Origin of the sequence: Sphingobacterium sp. ML3W, assembly GCF_029542085.1 — a bacterium.
Lineage (GTDB): Bacteria > Bacteroidota > Bacteroidia > Sphingobacteriales > Sphingobacteriaceae > Sphingobacterium.
Window position 1 is genome coordinate 5,571,202 of record NZ_CP107036.1, and the last position, 17,793, is coordinate 5,588,994.

Sequence of the window (17,793 nt, forward strand, 5' to 3'; positions counted from 1 at the left end):
TTTTACTTATCTTTTAATTCATTGATTTCATCCGGATTGATTGTTTTATAGTGTCTATAGACATTTAAAACCAATGCTAAGCCAACCGCGACAGCAGCAGCAGCAAGAACAATAGCAAATAGGGCGAAAATCTGCCCACCATAACTGACCTTATCATATTTACCGAAAGCTACAAAGTTTAGAATAGCCGCATTAATCATCAATTCGATGCCTACCAAAATCATAATGGCATTTCTCTTGGAAAGAACGGTATAAAGTCCGATACAGAAGATGCAAGCACTGACAACCAAAAAATGCGTTAATGTAATCATCTGTTGCGCTCCTTTCTGGATAAATGTGATGCCCCAATCAGGGCCATCATCAAAAAGACCGATATGACTTCAAAGGGTAACACATAAAAGGTCATAAACCGTAATCCAATCTGTTGGATATTATTATCTGTTGGAATAATCTCAGTATTATTTTCTTTGGCTTGTTGGATCCAAGTAGGAATGGACTGATGCCATTCTGCAATACCAAAGATCATGAGTACTAGAAAACCTACAGCCAATATCACTGCTTGCCACCTGGGCATGCTCAGAAATGAGCCACTGCTGTCTTGAAGATCTTTCAATAGTTCTTTGTTGGAAAGCATAAAGGCAAATAGCATGAGGATCAGTACACCACCTACATAAACCATGATTTGTGTAATGGCTACAAAATCTGCCAACGCAAATAGATATAGGCCAGCCATAGCAAAGAGTACAATGAAAAATAGAAATAGGGCGCGGGCTATATTTTTAAGGTTTACCAGTAAAAGGGCAGATCCGATTGCCAGAGTGGCAAATGCATAAAATAAAGTAGTTTCCATGTTTTTATTTTTGCTTTGCTGCCTCCTTTTCAGCTTGAAATTGTGTCCATTCTGCTTTTCGTTGCGCAACTTGTTCGTCGGTCATATCTGAAAATCCGTAGATCAGATCAGTTAATTTTTGCGAGCTACGATCGTATTCATTGGTCATGACAATGCATTCGGTAGGGCAGACAACGGTACATAGTCCACAATACATACATTTGGCCATATCAATATTGAACTTGGCAGGATATAAGCGTTTGACGCTGCCGTCTGAAGTCTTTCCAATCGCTTCCGGTGATTTGATCGCCTCAATTTCAATACAATCTACGGGACATGCTTTGGCACAAAGGTCACAAACGATGCAATCATCAATATCCACTTGCAATTGATAACGAGCGACTTCGGGGATTGGCATTTTTTCGGCAGGATATTGTACCGTGACAATACCCTCCTGACGGTCGAAGTAGTTGTCGTTTTTGATATTTAATTCCTGACGCGAACGTCGAGCGCCAAACAAGTGCTTGACAGTCAAAGATAGTCCTTTGATTGCCGTACGAAATGCGTGGGAAGCCGTCTTAAATATCATATCTTATGCTATAATTAAAATTCTCCAAATGGCGGAAATAGCCATGCAAATAAAAGCTAAGGGGGTCAATACCTTCCAACATAAGCTCATCAATTGATCTGCACGCAAACGGGGGAGGGTCCACCGAATCCACATTTGTATCCCCACAATGAATAATGATTTGGCCAAGGTCCAAAAGATTCCCCAGGCTAGGCCTGTTGTCCAATCTGCTAATCGTATTGCGCCAATATTTGGAAGCGGTGTATTCCAGCCACCTAGGAACAGGACTACGCCCAACATTGAGACCAAAAACATCATGGCATACTCAGCAAGGAAAATAAAGGCAAATTGTATCCCTCCATATTCCGTATGAAAACCACCAACCAATTCGGATTCCGCTTCTGGAATATCAAAGGGAGCTCGGTTACATTCGGCAAGTGTTGCGATAAAAAATATGATGTAGGTCACAATTAAATGTGGGGCTTGGAAAATATTCCAAGCGAAGAATCCACCAATCTCATTGACTTCCCAAAAACCTAAAAACTTGATGCTTCCGTTAGTCAGAATACCTTGACCAGTAGCAATTTCATTGAGGTTTAAGGTCTGTGTTAACATTACTACCGTGATCAGTGAGAGCCCGACAGGTATTTCATAAGATACCATTTGGGCAATTGCACGCATGGATCCAAGCAGTGAATATTTGTTGTTCGATCCCCAACCAGCCATCAGGATCCCCAATGCATCAATGGAGATAATAGCCATGATAAAGAATAATCCCGTGTGTGTATTGGCCGGGATAAAATCTTTGGCCCAAGGAATAACTGCAAACCCTGTAAAGACTGCTACGAAAATAATAATTGGGGCAATTCTAAAGAGAATTTTATCGGCTAAAGAAGGGGTGATTAATTCCTTTTGAAGCAATTTAAGGATATCGGCTATGGTCTGGAGACTACCATATTTTCCGGTTTCCATTGGTCCGAGACGATCTTGGACAAACCCGGCAATCTTACGTTCGGCATATACTGCAAATAAGGTAAATGCTGCTATAAAGGTAAAAATAGCAATGGGAACCAAGATATGTAGTATTGTATCTAACAAGTCTTATTTATAATGATTTTTAATAAGCGTCCAATGAATACGCAAACTTAACGAAAAACAGGGAATTTCGATAGGGAAAAATTAAAATATACTTAACAAGTAGATTATCGTGACATATTGGGGATATTAGTATTCAGATTTGAGTATTAAGATTTTGAGTGTGTAAGTGTCTGACTGATGATGTTTTCATAAATATAATACACTTTGTTATTATATAACGTGCTGTAAAATAGTGCTTTTTTGATAAGGTAATATAACCTTATCTCCACAAAAAAAGCATCCCTGGGGATGCTTTTTTTATGGAGATAAATCGAATTAACGATTTGAGAACTCAACGTAATTACGTTCTGTATGTCCAACATATACTTGTCTTGGACGGCCGATAGGCTCTTTGTTTTCACGCATTTCTTTCCATTGTGCGATCCATCCCGGAAGACGGCCCAAAGCAAATAATACAGTAAACATATCCGCTTTAAATCCTAAAGCACGATAAATGATACCTGAATAGAAATCGACGTTTGGATAAAGTTTTCTGTCGATAAAGTATTGATCATTCAATGCTGCTGCTTCTAGTTTCTTAGCAATATCCAATACTGGGTCTTGAACACCCAATTTTTCTAAAATATCGTCACATGCTTTTTTGATGATTTTAGCACGTGGATCGAAGTTTTTGTATACACGGTGACCGAATCCCATTAAACGGAATGGATCATTTTTATCTTTTGCTTTTGCAAGGTATTTTTCTGCATCTCCACCATCATTTTTGATAGCTTCCAACATTTCGATTACTGCTTGATTGGCACCACCATGTAAAGGACCCCATAGTGCATTGATACCTGAGGCAACAGAAGCATAAAGGTTAGCATTGGATGAGCCTACGATACGAACTGTTGATGTCGAACAGTTTTGTTCGTGGTCAGCATGTAAAATAAGCAATTTGTGCATAGCATCGATGACAACAGGATCGAATGTTTTTTCGTCATTAACTTCGCCGAATAGCATATTCAAGAAGTTGTCAATGTAACCCAAGTTGTTTTTAGGGTAAACGACTGGATGACCTAAAGATTTCTTTTGAATCCACGAAACGATAGTAGGCATTTTAGCCAAAAGATTGATGATCGTTTGATCTTCTTCTTCTTCAGTTAAGTTTGGATTTAAAGATTCAGGGTAAAATGCAGATAATGCGCCCACTAAACAAGAAAGTTGGCCCATTGGGTGAGATTTGGATGGGAATCCAGCGAAGAAATTCTTCATATCTTCGTGGATCATCATTTGCTTTTTAATGTCAGCTCTGAATTTTTCCAATACCTCTTTTTTCGGAAGCTCTCCGTAGATCAACAAATAAGCAACTTCTAAGAACGTAGATTTCTCAGCCAATTGCTCAATTGGATATCCTCTATATCTCAATATACCTGTTTCACCGTCAAGGAAAGTAATCGCACTTTTTGTTGCACCCGTATTTTTGTATCCTGGGTCTAACGTAATAAATCCGCTTAGATCTCTTAATTTTGAAATATCAACTGCTTTTTCATTTTCAGTACCGACAATAACCGGAAGGTCATAAGAAGTACCGTCTAAATTTATAGATGCTTTATCTGACATGTTTATATGTTATCTTATATCTGATTTTGTATGCTAATCTCACAAATTTAACTATTTGATATTTAAAACTGAAAGTTCTTTTGGAATTTAAATGACATCATTGCGTCATTTTGGATAATATTGAATAACTATTTACTCAAATAAGCAAATAGTTTATTCAAATTTAACACTATCTTATTATACCTAAAACGTTAATCTATTTTTCGCTGGGCGACTTTGCCTTTATCCTCATATTTCCCGTTTTTGCCCGAACCAAAAAAAGGTAGGATAACGAAGCATACCAAAATAATAGATGTAAGGGTAAGAATACCTGTTGTCCATAGGATCTTGCTGAAATTTTCAGCATCCAGGAAATGGATACCCCAGAGCCCCAAGAGAAAATAGGTGGCCACAAATAGGATAACCAAGGTGAATAATATACCAAAGATGTATTTCATAATGGGTTATATTTTGTTGAGAATCTGTTTTTTGAGTGTGTCGAATTCGTCCTGTGTGATGATATTTTCACGTAGCAGTAATTGCAGTTTTTGCAGTTTTTCTACAAAATCACCTTCTTCTTGTATATTGTCTCTGATCTCTTCTTTTTGAAGATCAAATTGCTTACCCAGCTCCATGCCGACACCAAGTTGTGCACCAATGCCGGCCAGTCCACCTTCATTTTTAGCTGCATCCCGAAGCGCGCGCAATTTTTCCAATTCTACATAGCTCAACCCCGCTTGTTGTGCGGCCTGATTTTGCGTTGTCAAATCTGCAATTTCACCAATTCTACGTTGTGTGTTCGCATCAAACTGGGTTCCTAATATTTTAAAATCTGTAATTTCTAATCCGAGATCTTTAAAATCCTGTTCGACAGCCGCTTTTATGTCAATAGACAAAACAGGGAGTTGGCTATCGATTTCATTATAACCCAATTTCTTCTGGGCAATCTGCGCGACAATCTGTTGCGGAATCCGATTGTTGATAACATCCTGAATCGCCGCTGTGCTGACTGTGTTTTGATTGGCAACGATGTTTTTATAGAAATGTACTGGTTCTTTAATGATGTAAGAAAAAGTACCATTCAAGCCTATTTCCACCGGAAGATTATATTGTGGGTCAATGTATTTTATTGGATTTCCTGTTCCCCAAGATTGATTGACAATAGCTGCAGTACGAAAGAAGTAAATATACAGCTTGTGTTCAGACTCGAAATTTTGTCTCAACCTTGCCAGGGTTGTAAAGAAAGGGTGATTATCCGTTTTTAAATTATAGGTACCTGCTTCTGTGAGTAGGCTTTCACCTTTCCCCTCATAGACAAGGATACAGCCCTGCCCTGGAGCAAGAATAAGTTTACTGGAATTTTTAATTTCATTTCTTTCAGAAGGAAATTTATACCATAATACACGGGGGTCTTGATTTTTCCACTCAATGACCTCTGATAGTTGGTTGTTAAAAAGATTGAATAGTCCCATAATATTTAATTTAATGAGTCGAATTTGGGATTATACCCTTCGAATTTATTGATTTGTTTTCCGCTATTATCAAAATAATAATAGTCGCTTGAACCTTTGACAATAAAACCATCTTTGAGCAGGGAGCCATTTCCATAAATGGATTTAAGTTCTGTGCTGACTGTTTTCTGTATAGCACCAGTCGCAATATCCAATAGTTGGATTTGCAGAGGATCGTCTTCCGCTGGTGTTGGTTTGTATGCAATTAAAAGCGTTTTGTCATTCTGAGCAATCACGACAGGTTCAAAATAGAGTCTTCCCGGTGTGAAATCTTTAAAACTAATCAGACGTGCACCTTTAAATTGCCATGGATTGATCAGTACCTTTTTGTAGGGATCGCGGTCGGTAAAAATGCCTGATCCGCCATAATCTTTATCCCAGGAAAAGCGTGGACTATCTTTGGGAAATCCATATTGATACTGGTAACTGTATTGAATTAACTGAATTTTTTCCTCGGGGTAATAGCTGGATTTACTTGAAAAAGTGAACTCCGTTTTTGTTGTCGGATTGGGAAGTTTTTTCCTTCTTTCATCGTAAAGTTGCTTATCCGGTATAGATTTATTGATTAAAGGGTAATAGGCAAGATTTTGCCCTTCATTATTTATAATTTGATAGGCAGATCCATAATCTTCGTATTTAAATTCAACTTTGGCAATACCGGTGCTGAGTGACGGTGCATCTTTGACATAATTTTCAAGGACACTTTTGTAGGTTAGGCTATTTCTGTCCAATTGATAGATATACTTAGATTTGACGATGATGTACAGGTTTTGGTCTTCAAATACCTGTAATTTAACGTCGCTACTCGATAATTCGACGGGAGTATCCATCAATTGTTTTATCCATTCCTTTTTGCCCGTTTTGGGATCAAATAACCCGAGATACACTTTATTGTCTTTGCCTTCGTCAAATCTTGCTTTTGAATTCCGGATATTGCCCACCACGACAATGTGGGGGATATTGTTTTTATCCAAAAATAATTCGTTTGAGGCATAATTCCATTCCAGGGTAATTGCTTCATCTTTTTTGTCGGCAGTATTGGAGGAACTATAGGTCGAATAATTCGGTTCAGGTTTTTTGGAGAAAATGGCACTTAAGGCTCCGATTAAAAACATGAGCGCAATAAAGCCTACAACAGCAAATAATACGATACGTATTGGTTTATACTGATCCGGGTTGTTGCGTGGATAGTTATAATTGTGATTGATATTGATATCGTCGCTATCTAAGAAAAACTCCGTTCCACAACTGTCACATTTGTAATAGTCGGGGCGTATTGTGCTGACTTTTATGCTGCCACAATGGGGACATTTGATCGCTTTGATACTTTTGGCCATTTATCTTATTGTATTTGTTTTGAATTACCGCTGTTTAAGATTTCATATCTACCAAGATGGAATTCATGTGTTGGAAGAAATGATCTACAGATGAAAGTTATAAATAAAAAATAAGGAATAGCAAATTTTCGGCCAGTCAACTTATATTCGATGGGACTGATTTTAAATACGTCGAGAAATGATACCGATTGTAATGTTACAAAGAATATTTGGCCTATGACCCGCTTAGATGGGTTACATGATAAATAAAAATATATTTTTGATGTTTACGAATTATTCGTAGATTAGTGAAAGAATAGTAAAGAAAGATTAAGACATGGAAAAGTTAACAGCACAAGAAGAGCAAGCGATGCAATCTATCTGGAGCCTAAATGGAGGTTTTATTAAAGAGATTTTGGATAATGTCAAGGGGGAGAAAATGCCTTACACGACATTGGCCTCAACAGTAAAGAATCTGGAGCGTAAGGACTTTGTGAAAGCTGTGCGTTATGCTAATGCAAAACGTTATGAGCCTATGGTCAGTGAGCAGGATTATAAAGCCAAGTTTATGAATTCTTTTGTGGGTGATTATTTCAAGAATTCATATAAAGAGATGGTCTCATTTTTTGTGAAAGAAGAAAAACTGACTGCTGATGAGTTAAAGGAGATCATGGATATGATTAAAAATAACAAATCTTAATACGATGGAAAATCTGCTGACCTATATCATTCAAGTCAATCTGCTGTTGAGTATAATCTATTTGGGTTATGTTGGGCTATTGAAAGGCTTAACCTTCTACTCATTGAATAGAGCTTACTTTTTAATAGGTGGATTATTTGCTTTTATATATCCGTTTTTGGATTTAAAATCGCTGTTTGTAAGACGTGGATTGGACATGGGGCTGGTGGGTGAGCAGATTTCATTTTATATTGAGGATCAGGAGGTGCAGGAAAAGCTTACATTGGCAGGATTGGTGGAGATGGTTTTTATTTTAGGAGCAGTGTTGTTATTGTTGAAGTTTCTATTTCAGTTATTGAGCTTATTGAGGATTCATTTTCATTCCACTGCGGATCAATGGAAAACATATTTTTTTCGGAATGTATTTATTCCTATTGTTCCTTTTTCGTTTTTAAATAAAATTTATGTCAATAAAGGGCAGCATGTGGATGCTGAACTGAAAGATATTTTTAAGCATGAGGATATTCATGTGAAAGGCCTTCACAGTTTGGATATTTTATTGTTTGAAATGATATTGGTGTGTTGTTGGTACAATCCTTTCGTCTGGTTCATGCGCAGGGCCATTCGCCAAAATTTGGAGTTTCTGACTGATCAACAGGTGCTCAATAAAGGAATTGACAAACAGACGTACCAATATAGCCTGTTGAATGTGTCCAAAAAGGGCACTTCAATCGGGTTGAGCAATCAATTTAATTTTAAACTATTAAAACGTCGCATTATGATGATGAATAAGAAAAGGTCATCCAAGATAGAACTGAGTAAATATGCCTTCCTATTGCCTATATTCTTACTAACGGGTGCAGCATTTACTGTAAGCAAAGCGGAGGTAAGCATAGAGGGAGTTGTTGAAAAGGCCAATGAAACTACGCTTCTTAAATTGGAGGATCAACAGCGTGATTCCACGTTGTCAGTGAAGATGGTTGGCGAAGCAGGAAAGTTATTGAAAGAAGCCCTTGGATCGAATGAGATTAAGATTGATACCCTTCCTAGGGTAAAAGTTAACCAAGCCAGCGATTTTAAAAAAATCAGCAGATCGGATATCGATTTTTCTAAAGATCTGAAGTACTTTATTGACAATAAGCTCATTTCTAAAGCAGAATTTTTGGCTTACCCTGAGAGAAAGCTAGCAAAATATTGGTTTTCTAATGATAATAACCTAATTAAATATAAAACCAAACTAGCGATAGATATCTCTGGAGGCGCAATTTTAGCCAGTTCAGTTGAGATGCAACAAAAACAAGATATCGCGCACACAAAAATGCGGTATTTTGTCGACGGTGTTCTTCAAAATCCAGGCTTTAATGTAAATGATTTTGATCCAAACTCAATTGCGTCAATGACGGTGTTAGAAGGGCCATCTGCGCTCCAATATGGGGATGTTGGGAAAAACGGTGTGGTTTTGTTGAAAATGAAACCTGAGCACAGGGACGAAATTAGAAAAAAAGGAAATACAATTGCTATTCGAATGAGCGGTACTACAGATAGTGTCCTGTACGTGATTGATGGTCAAAAGGAAAAAAGCACTGTTTTGAAGAGTTTAAAGCCGGAAGCCATCGAAAGTATAACTGTGTTAAAGGATGAGTCTGCTAAACTAAAATACGGTGAAGAGGGGAGTAGTGGTGTCATTGAAGTCATTACGAAAGAATGGACGAAGGAGCATCCGGATAAAATGCATAAGCCCGCCCAAGCGTCTGGACCGGAAACGGTAGTGGGATATAAAAAGGAGGATAAGGGGAGTGCTGATAGGCAATCAAATTTAACGAAAACTATTGGTGGATATTTCGGGCTCACCATGAAAGGTGATTCCAATGGGGGTGGCAAACAAACTTTGGGTAATTTGGTTCAAGGGCCAGGTCTGAATAAGAAAAATCCCCTTATTGTTTTGGATGGTGAAGTTGTAGGGAAATCTTTGCAAATAAGTAAAATAAATCCAAATGATATTGAGTCTGTTATGGTCTTAAAAGGTGAAAATGCCAACGCAATTTATGGTACAGCTGCAAATGACGGCGTTCTTATCATAACAACGAAGGTGAAAGCCGGGCAAAACGAAAAATCTTTGGACAACAAGATAAAGAAGACAATTAAGACCGAGCTTGATGCCGAAAGAAGACGTGCAGAAGCTGCTCGTAACAACGGGTAGTAGCCATGGTGCGCTGTAGGGAATACAAAATAAAAGGGACTGCGGTCCCTTTTATTTTGTATTCAGATTTGTCATCGTCAACTCAATGCCGATATTGACAAAACTTTGGATCATTTTGACAGAATGATCGATTAAAGCTGGAAGTTCTGCTTGTTCATCTTTGTCAAAAGGGCCTAGGACATAGTCAACCTGTCTACCTTTGGGGTAATTATCTCCGATGCCAAAGCGTAGACGCGGGTATACCTGTCCACCACAAAGCTGTTCGATGGATTTAAGCCCATTGTGGCCCGCGCTGCTGCCTTTAGGCTTCATACGTAGAGAACCAAATGGGATCGCGAGATCATCGACGATCACCAATACGTTTTGAATAGGCACTTTACATTGCTGCATATAATAATTGACCGCTTTGCCACTGAGGTTCATGTAGGTCGTCGGTTTGATGACGGTTACATTGTGCCCTCGCTGTTTAAATTCACTGTAGTATGCTAATTTCAATAAAGAAAAGCTTGCGCCAGCCTGTTTGACCAATTCGTCTGCAACCATAAAGCCAATGTTATGTCGTGTGTCGGCGTATTCACTGCCGATATTGCCCAATCCAACGATAAGATAATTCATGTTGCAAAAATAAAAATTTAATAAACAAAAAAGCACCGAATTTCGGTGCTTTCTGTAGTATGGAAAATCTTGTTCAGATTATTTTTTACCACCTTTAGCTGCTTTCGCTGCTTCTTGTTCAGCTTGACGCAATGCACGAGACATGATAACTGAAACGATTGTATCGTCAGAGTTGTTCAATACTTTTGCATTTTCCAATTGAACTTGAGCCACACGGTATGATTTACCAACTTCTAAAGATTCCATTGGTACTTCAATTTCTTGTGGTAAGTTAGCAGGTACTGCTTTTACGCGTAAATTACGTAATTTTTGAACTAATTTACCCCCCATTTTAACACCTGGAGATGTTCCTGTTAATTTGATAGGAATATTTAATGATACTTCTTTATCATCAAATAATTCTAAAAAGTCAACGTGAGTAACTACATCAGTTAATGGGTGGAATTGTGCGTCTTGAACAATAGCTCTTTTTGTTTGACCGTCAACGTTTAATTCTACGATTACAACGTCAGCAGTGTAAAGAACTGGTTTCAAATCAGCTGCGGATACAGCAAGAGCAGTTTGTTCTTTACCTCCGTAAAGTACTGCTGGTACTAAACCTTGGTAACGTAACTCTTTAGCATCTCTTTTCCCTACGTTCTGTCTTACAGAACCGCTAATAGCAATTGATTTCATCTTTTAATTTTTTATAAATTTTGAGGTGCAAAGATAGTTTAATTTTTGGTATTATCAAAAAAATAGCTACTGATATTGAGGGACTAAGATCCATAACGCTATTTTGTAAGTTACTGACTTGAAAGAAATCTGGGGATAAGGATTATTTTGAGGAGGGATAACTCTTGTGCGGGACAAGAGTAAAAAACAAACTGTCTAGCCGTAGATTTACCATACTAGCGTCTCAATACTAAAAAAGACTCCAGTATTTCAGCCGAAGGCTTACCATACCAGAGTCTAAATACTAATATCTCAATACGCTATACTAAAAAAGACTATTCAACGTCAAATAAATCTGAGATAGATGTATGTTGGTTGACACTAGTGATTGCTTTTGCGAACAAATCAGCTGTAGACAACACTTTGATTTTTGTTGATTGTTTTGCTTTTTCCGGATCCAATTGAATGGTGTCTGTCACGATCATTTCTGACAATACCGAATTTTCAATCGTTTCGTACGCTTTGCCTGATAACACCGCATGTGTACAAACCGCTCTTACAGATCTTGCACCATTCTCCATGATCAAAGCAGCAGCTTTCGAAAGTGTACCTGCAGTATCGCAGATATCGTCGATCAATACAACATCTTGACCCGTTACATCCCCTATGATAGACATCGACTCGATTTCATTTGCACGTTTACGACGTTTGTCACAGATGATAACTTCTGCATTGAAGAATTTAGCAAAAGTACGCGCTCTGTACGATCCACCCATGTCAGGTGAAGCAATGGTCAAGTTTGGAAGTTTTAAGGATTTGATGTAAGGAACAAAAATAATGGAGCCATCTAAGTGATCAACAGGAATATCGAAAAATCCTTGGATCTGTGCAGCATGTAAATCCATCGTCATGATACGGTGAATTCCGGCTGCGGTCAAAAGATTGGCAATCATTTTCGCGCCAATAGCAACTCTTGGTTTGTCTTTTCGATCTTGTCTTGCGAAACCGAAATAAGGGACAACTGCAGTGATGTAGTGCGCTGAGGCTCTCTTTGCAGCATCAGTCATCAACAATAATTCAAAAAGATTGTCGGTAGGTTGGTTGGTAGATTGGATGATAAATACATCGGCTCCACGAACAGATTCATTGTAGAATGGTTGAATCTCACCGTCGCTAAAACGCGATAATGTTTTGTCTCCTAGAGGTTTCCCGTAAGATTGTGCGATTTTTTCGGCTAGTTCTGTAGTGCCAGAACCTGCAAATAATTTAACCGTGTTGAATTGCAAAGGCATGGTTTTGTATATTTATGTTGGGTTATTGTATTGTCGTCTATTCAATATTTTTATTCCCTAATATTTTTTAAAGTTAAACATTAAAAAAAATGGATTGTTTGCACAATCCATATACTCTTAACTTTAAAAGTTGTCCGACCTGGATTCGAACCAAGACAAACAGAACCAAAAACTGTTGTACTACCCTTATACTATCGGACAATGTCTTTCAGAAATCAACGTTTTAGTCTTTTTCTTTTTGACGACGCAAAGATAGAGATTTGTTTTAAAAATCAAAATTCAAATTAAAAAAAATCTAAACCTTTTATAAAAAATATGCCTTGCATATAACGCAGAAAAGGCTTGCGATTGCAAGCCTTTTCTATTGTTTGTTGTCCGACCTGGATTCGAACCAAGACAAACAGAACCAAAAACTGTTGTACTACCCTTATACTATCGGACAAACAATTCAAAGTGTTCGTTATCGTGATGATGTCGTTCACATTTGATGATGCAAATATACGGACTATTCTTATTTCTGCAAATAAAAATGTACTGTAAAGAGCATTGGGCTTGATTTTCAAATAAATAATTTTTGTTTTGTCCTAAAATTTACTTCATGCTTGTTGCTTTTTTGTACAGGTATTGGTCTAATCAAGCTCATCGATACCTATTGCCACGCTTTCCTTCCAGCCAATATTGCATCGCATAATGAAATTTTTTCAATCCATATGTGTTAAAAAATCAGAATAAAGTTCATTTCTTATTAACTTATCCTTATTTTCGAGCCGTATTATAATACTTTTTACAGTTATCATTTTATGAACTATACTAAAATCAACAATCTTTTAGGATGGATATGTGCGCTCATTGCAACGGTAGCATATGTCATGACTGCCGAACGATCGACGAGTTGGTGGGACTGCGGTGAGTTTATCGCCTCAGCCTTTAAACTTCAAATTGTGCACCAGCCAGGGGCACCTTTATTCTTAATGATTCAAAACATCTTCTCGAATCTTGCTGGAGGTGATGTGACACGGATCGCTTTTTGGATGAATGTGGGATCTGCTGTATGTAGTGGTCTGACAATCTTATTTTTGTTCTGGACGATCACAGCACTAGCAAAGAAGGTCGTTGCAAAAGGAGTCGGCGAGTCCTATACTTCAGCTGACTTGATCAAAATATTTGGTTCAGGTGCTGTCGGGGCATTGGCTTATGCATTCACGGATACATTTTGGTTTTCCGCAGTTGAATCTGAGGTGTATGCGATGTCTTCGCTTTGTACAGCTGTTGTCTTTTGGGGGATATTAAAATGGGAAAACCATGCAGACGAGGTTGGTTCTGACCGTTGGTTGATCTTTATAGCCTATGTGATGGGACTATCAATTGGGGTTCACTTATTGAACTTACTTGTGATCCCTGCCATAGCCTTGGTGATTTATTTTAAACGCTCGAAAACAGTAACTTCTTCTGGAGCAACCAAAGCATTCTTGATCGGTGTGGTTGTGCTGGCCCTGATTTTATGGGGTATCATCCAATATACAGTCAAAGCTGCCGCATATCTTGACTTATTCTTTGTGAATAGTCTAGGCATGGGTTTCGGAACCGGATTTAATCTATTTTTTATATTGGTTATTGCTCTTTTTGTTTATGGTGTCTGGTACTCGATCAAAAAAGTAAAACCGATGTTGAACCTGATCTTGATCAGTACAGCATTTATTATCTTCGGTTATAGTTCCTTTGCAATGATCATGGTACGCGCCAAAGCGAACCCTACATTAAATAATAGTGATCCGGATAATGCTTTCTCTTTCGTGAGTTACCTGGGCCGTGAACAATATGCGAGTGAACCGCTTTTAAACGGACCTACATTTGATGGACAGGTAGTGGATGCTACACCGACTTATACCTATAGAAAAGACAAGGATAAATACACGAAAGTAGAGAACGGTATGGATTATAAATACGATAAGACTATGTTCTTTCCACGTGTTTATAGTTCCAGAGACCAAGGTCATATTGATTATTATCGGGATTACCTAAAGATCCCAGAAGGGCAGTCTCCAACATTTGGGGATAACTTAAAGTTCTTTTTTAGCTATCAGATCGGACACATGTACGGTCGTTATTTTCTTTGGAACTTTGCTGGCCGTCAAAATGACCAACAAGGACAGGGCTCCTTCACGGAGGGGAACTGGATCTCGGGGGCTAAACCTGTTGACCAGATGCATGTGGGCGGACAGAATGCTATCCCAGATTCATTGAAAACTGATCCTTCAAATAATAAATACTATTTCTTGCCTTTGATTATTGGTTTGATCGGTGCATTCTGGCATTTTGGTAAAAGACAACGTGATGCCGGAATTGTGGGACTATTATTTTTCTTTACCGGTCTAGCAATTGTATTGTACTTGAATCAAAGCCCACTTCAACCACGTGAACGTGATTATGCGTATGCAGGCTCATTCTACGCCTTTGCAATATGGATCGGTTTGGGGGTATTCGCTATTGCGGATTATTTAAGTAAAAAAGTTGATGGTAAGATGGCAGCAGGTATAGCCACAGGAGCTTGTTTATTAGGTGCTCCGGTGTTACTAGGTTTTCAAAACTGGGATGATCATGATCGTTCAGAGAAAACAACAGCACGTGATTTGGCGAAAAACTACCTAGCTTCCTGTGCGCCCAATGCGATCTTGTTTACTTACGGTGATAACGACACCTATCCGTTGTGGTATGTACAAGAAGTTGAAAATTATCGCCCAGATGTACGGGTAGTGAACCTAAGCCTTTTGAGTTCTGATTGGTATATGCGTCAGATGAAACAAAAGGTAAATCAAGCAGATGGTCTACCGATCAATATTGATAACGAAAAGTTCAAAAAAGGTGTTCGTGAGGTACTGTATTATCAAGATATGAAAGTACCGGGGCACGTAGATCTTGATTTGGTGATGCAGATTTTATTGTCGGATGACCAAAAAAATAAATTGGAATTGCGTGGTGGTAAATTCGAAAACTTTTTACCAACCAAAAACTTTAGCCTTCCAATAAACAAAGAGGCTGTGTTGCAAAATAATGTGGTTCCAAAAGCATGGCAAGAATCTATTGTGGATACCATGAGCTGGACTTACAACAGAAATTATGTGTCCAGAGCAGAGCTGTCAATCCTAAATGTCTTGTTGAACAATAACTGGAAGCGTCCGATTTATTTTGCAGCAACCGTTCCAAATGATAACTATCTTGGATTGGATAAATATCTGGTACAAGAAGGTTTTGCCTTACGTTTGATGCCTATTGCTACTCCTGCAGGAGCTGAGGGAGCCTTGGTGGATACACAATCTGCCTTCAAAGATATTACCACCAAATATCAGTGGGGTAACATGGCGAATGCTTCTTATTTAGATCCTGAATCTTATCGCATGATTACCATGATCACCAATACAGTGATGGGAGGAACGGCAACACAATTAATGATGGAAGGCCATAAAGATGAAGCGCGTAAAGTAGCTGTTGAGACTTATGAGAAAATGCCAAAACGTGTGTACTTGATGCGTGATGTATTGGGCTATATTCCAATCATTAACGTATTGTATGAAACCGGTGAAAATAAACGTGCAAATGAGATTGTCAATCGCAATTTGAAATTTATGACACAAAATATGCGTTGGTATCAGGATATTGCACAGACGAAAGCGGAACTGGAATATTCAAATATCGGAACAGCACTACGTGCTTTGGGTGCCTATAAGAGCATTCTGGCATCGACTTCTGAGAAGCAGTTGCTACAACAAGTGACGGAGCTGGAGAAATCGTATAAACAACAATATGGTGTAGAATAATCGTTCAAACCCTATTTTATATAAGGAGCTGTCCTTTTTGTATGTTGCTCAAAATTTAATTTTGAAAAGCATATAAAAAGGACAGCTCTTTTTTTGATTATTTTTTCTTAGCTTAACGGCATAAAACCAACCTGATATTATGATGAAACGTCAACTGAAATTGTGGGATGCGATTATGCTGGTCATGGGCTCGATGATCGGAAGTGGGATCTTTATTGTGTCGAGTGATATGATGCGGCAATTGGGCTCAGGATATTGGTTGGCAATCGTATGGTTGTTGACGGCGGTTGCTACGGTGGCGGCCGCGATTTGCTATGGTGAGCTCTCTTCGATGTATCCCAAAGCAGGTGGGCAGTATACATATCTCACGGAAGTTTTCGGGAAACCGATAGGTTTTTTATACGGTTGGAGTTTATTTACGGTAATACAGACTGGCACGATCGCAGCAGTTGCCGTTGCCTTTGGGAAGTTTACGGCTTACTTAATTCCCCAATTGAATGATGCGGCGCCAATATTTCAACGTGGAGAATTTAAGATTACCTGGATACAGGTGCTGGCTATGGGTGTAATTCTCTTGTTGACGTATATCAATACCCGCGGAATAAAAAGTGGTAAGTCAGTACAGTCTTTCTTTACCTCTGCAAAGATTATTGCATTGGTTTTATTGATCATAGGAGGCTTGTTTCTAATCAAGGAAAATCATTTTTCGGAAAATATGGCTTATAGCTGGGACGCTTTTCAGAATTTGAAAGGTGAGGGCTGGATGGGGATTTCCGGTGGTGCTTTAATGGGGGCATTGGCTGCAGCAATGGTCGGCTCTGTATTTAGTAGTGTTGCCTGGGAAAACGTGACTTTTGTATCCGGCGAGATTGTGAATCCACAGCGTAATGTGGTTCGTGCGCTTGTCATCGGAACCAGTCTTGTTATGATCTTGTATATCTGTTGTAATTACATTTATCTTTCTGCATTGAGTCGCGAAGAGATCGCTTTTGCAACGAATGATCGCGTGGCTATTGCAGCAGCTGAAAAGATGCTGGGGCATACCGGTACAATTGCGATGGCCATCTTAGTGATGATATCAACCTTTGGCTGTGTCAATGGTCTTGCGCTGTCAGGAGCGCGGGTTTTTCAGACAATGGCCAAAGATGGCCTTTTCCTAAAACAGGCTATTCCTAACAACAAATTTGATGTGCCGGCTCGATCGCTTTGGTTGCAGGGTATATGGGCTTCTTTGCTTTGTTTAAGTGGTCAATATGGTAATCTGTTGGATATGATCTCTTTCGTTATTGTGATATTCTATATGATTACGGTATTAGGGGTTATTATTCAACGTGTCCGAAAACCTGAAATCGAACGTTCGTATAAGACCTTTTTATTCCCCTTTACACCGATTATCTATCTCCTGATTGGCACTGTGTTTTGTGTACTACTCATTATCTATAAACCACAGTACACCTGGCCGGGTTTTATATTGGTATTGATTGGATTGCCTGTGTATTATTTTGCACGAGGCAATAAAAAGAACGATTAAAAGAGGGTGTTATCAATAGGGCCTATATGCTAGTGACGACTGAGAGAACGTTCTTTTTCTCCATAGAGTAGTTAAAGAAAGCGAACAAATAAGTCAAGAGTGGA

15 protein-coding genes are annotated in these 17,793 nt (G+C 38.6%); 4 read left to right on the forward strand and 11 right to left on the reverse strand.

Going from position 1 to position 17,793, the window contains the following annotated elements:
- Positions 1-2: 2 nt before the first annotated feature.
- The 8 genes from nuoK to OGI71_RS23090 form a co-directional block, all read right to left on the reverse strand.
- A complete protein-coding gene (gene nuoK / locus OGI71_RS23055) occupies positions 3-311 on the reverse strand; it encodes an NADH-quinone oxidoreductase subunit NuoK (RefSeq protein ID WP_282252268.1) in 309 nt (102 codons plus the stop codon).
- Complete coding sequence (locus OGI71_RS23060) at positions 308-850, reverse strand: NADH-quinone oxidoreductase subunit J (protein WP_282252270.1); 543 nt, start codon at positions 848-850, stop codon at positions 308-310. The genes nuoK and OGI71_RS23060 overlap by 4 nt, the downstream gene beginning before the upstream one ends.
- A gap of 4 nt (positions 851-854) precedes the next feature.
- A complete protein-coding gene (locus OGI71_RS23065; RefSeq protein WP_120260076.1) occupies positions 855-1,418 on the reverse strand; it encodes an NADH-quinone oxidoreductase subunit I in 564 nt (187 codons plus the stop codon).
- 3 nt (positions 1,419-1,421) lie between these two features.
- Complete coding sequence (nuoH, locus tag OGI71_RS23070; RefSeq protein ID WP_282252272.1) at positions 1,422-2,495, reverse strand: NADH-quinone oxidoreductase subunit NuoH; 1,074 nt, start codon at positions 2,493-2,495, stop codon at positions 1,422-1,424.
- Positions 2,496-2,810: 315 nt separating this feature from the next.
- The gene (locus OGI71_RS23075; RefSeq protein ID WP_282252274.1) at positions 2,811-4,097 is read right to left on the reverse strand and encodes a citrate synthase; all 1,287 of its coding nucleotides are present in this window, start codon (positions 4,095-4,097) and stop codon (positions 2,811-2,813) included.
- Between the two features lie 191 nt (positions 4,098-4,288).
- On the reverse strand, positions 4,289-4,534 hold the full coding sequence (locus tag OGI71_RS23080) for a hypothetical protein (protein WP_104383962.1): 246 nt from the start codon (positions 4,532-4,534) through the stop codon (positions 4,289-4,291).
- A gap of 6 nt (positions 4,535-4,540) precedes the next feature.
- Complete coding sequence (locus OGI71_RS23085) at positions 4,541-5,548, reverse strand: SPFH domain-containing protein (RefSeq protein ID WP_282252275.1); 1,008 nt, start codon at positions 5,546-5,548, stop codon at positions 4,541-4,543.
- Between the two features lie 5 nt (positions 5,549-5,553).
- On the reverse strand, positions 5,554-6,924 hold the full coding sequence (locus OGI71_RS23090; RefSeq protein ID WP_282252277.1) for a hypothetical protein: 1,371 nt from the start codon (positions 6,922-6,924) through the stop codon (positions 5,554-5,556).
- Positions 6,925-7,240: 316 nt separating this feature from the next.
- Here OGI71_RS23090 and OGI71_RS23095 point away from each other — a divergent pair, with 316 nt between their 5' ends.
- Positions 7,241-7,603 (forward strand): BlaI/MecI/CopY family transcriptional regulator, encoded by a 363-nt coding sequence (locus OGI71_RS23095; RefSeq protein WP_282252279.1) that lies wholly within the window; start codon positions 7,241-7,243, stop codon positions 7,601-7,603.
- A gap of 4 nt (positions 7,604-7,607) precedes the next feature.
- On the forward strand, positions 7,608-9,782 hold the full coding sequence (locus tag OGI71_RS23100; RefSeq protein ID WP_282252281.1) for a TonB-dependent receptor plug domain-containing protein: 2,175 nt from the start codon (positions 7,608-7,610) through the stop codon (positions 9,780-9,782).
- Positions 9,783-9,833: 51 nt separating this feature from the next.
- Here the strand turns inward: OGI71_RS23100 and pth are convergent, their stop codons facing one another.
- From pth to OGI71_RS23115, 3 genes are all read right to left on the reverse strand, one after another.
- On the reverse strand, positions 9,834-10,397 hold the full coding sequence (gene pth / locus OGI71_RS23105; protein ID WP_104383967.1) for an aminoacyl-tRNA hydrolase: 564 nt from the start codon (positions 10,395-10,397) through the stop codon (positions 9,834-9,836).
- 78 nt (positions 10,398-10,475) lie between these two features.
- Positions 10,476-11,072, reverse strand: a complete 597-nt coding sequence (locus tag OGI71_RS23110; protein WP_223582092.1) for a 50S ribosomal protein L25 — start codon at positions 11,070-11,072, stop codon at positions 10,476-10,478.
- A gap of 314 nt (positions 11,073-11,386) precedes the next feature.
- Complete coding sequence (locus OGI71_RS23115) at positions 11,387-12,343, reverse strand: ribose-phosphate pyrophosphokinase (protein ID WP_104383969.1); 957 nt, start codon at positions 12,341-12,343, stop codon at positions 11,387-11,389.
- A gap of 800 nt (positions 12,344-13,143) precedes the next feature.
- Here OGI71_RS23115 and OGI71_RS23120 point away from each other — a divergent pair.
- Positions 13,144-16,158, forward strand: coding sequence for a DUF2723 domain-containing protein (locus tag OGI71_RS23120; RefSeq protein ID WP_282252285.1), 3,015 nt, complete (start codon positions 13,144-13,146; stop codon positions 16,156-16,158).
- Between the two features lie 139 nt (positions 16,159-16,297).
- Positions 16,298-17,689: an amino acid permease gene (locus OGI71_RS23125; protein WP_244211761.1), complete on the forward strand. Its 1,392-nt coding sequence runs from the start codon at positions 16,298-16,300 to the stop codon at positions 17,687-17,689.
- The last annotated feature ends 104 nt before the right edge of the window (positions 17,690-17,793 follow it).

What these genes read in the sequence shown, in the direction of transcription:
- nuoK (WP_282252268.1), bottom strand. Translation starts at nt 311, where the DNA reads ATGATTACATTAACGCATTTTTTGGTTGTCAGTGCTTGCATCTTCTGT.
- OGI71_RS23060 (WP_282252270.1), bottom strand. Translation starts at nt 850, where the DNA reads ATGGAAACTACTTTATTTTATGCATTTGCCACTCTGGCAATCGGATCT.
- OGI71_RS23065 (WP_120260076.1), bottom strand. Translation starts at nt 1,418, where the DNA reads ATGATATTTAAGACGGCTTCCCACGCATTTCGTACGGCAATCAAAGGA.
- OGI71_RS23075 (WP_282252274.1), bottom strand. Translation starts at nt 4,097, where the DNA reads ATGTCAGATAAAGCATCTATAAATTTAGACGGTACTTCTTATGACCTT.
- OGI71_RS23080 (WP_104383962.1), bottom strand. Translation starts at nt 4,534, where the DNA reads ATGAAATACATCTTTGGTATATTATTCACCTTGGTTATCCTATTTGTG.
- OGI71_RS23085 (WP_282252275.1), bottom strand. Translation starts at nt 5,548, where the DNA reads ATGGGACTATTCAATCTTTTTAACAACCAACTATCAGAGGTCATTGAG.
- OGI71_RS23090 (WP_282252277.1), bottom strand. Translation starts at nt 6,924, where the DNA reads ATGGCCAAAAGTATCAAAGCGATCAAATGTCCCCATTGTGGCAGCATA.
- OGI71_RS23095 (WP_282252279.1), top strand. Translation starts at nt 7,241, where the DNA reads ATGGAAAAGTTAACAGCACAAGAAGAGCAAGCGATGCAATCTATCTGG.
- OGI71_RS23100 (WP_282252281.1), top strand. Translation starts at nt 7,608, where the DNA reads ATGGAAAATCTGCTGACCTATATCATTCAAGTCAATCTGCTGTTGAGT.
- pth (WP_104383967.1), bottom strand. Translation starts at nt 10,397, where the DNA reads ATGAATTATCTTATCGTTGGATTGGGCAATATCGGCAGTGAATACGCC.
- OGI71_RS23110 (WP_223582092.1), bottom strand. Translation starts at nt 11,072, where the DNA reads ATGAAATCAATTGCTATTAGCGGTTCTGTAAGACAGAACGTAGGGAAA.
- OGI71_RS23115 (WP_104383969.1), bottom strand. Translation starts at nt 12,343, where the DNA reads ATGCCTTTGCAATTCAACACGGTTAAATTATTTGCAGGTTCTGGCACT.
- OGI71_RS23120 (WP_282252285.1), top strand. Translation starts at nt 13,144, where the DNA reads ATGAACTATACTAAAATCAACAATCTTTTAGGATGGATATGTGCGCTC.
- OGI71_RS23125 (WP_244211761.1), top strand. Translation starts at nt 16,298, where the DNA reads ATGATGAAACGTCAACTGAAATTGTGGGATGCGATTATGCTGGTCATG.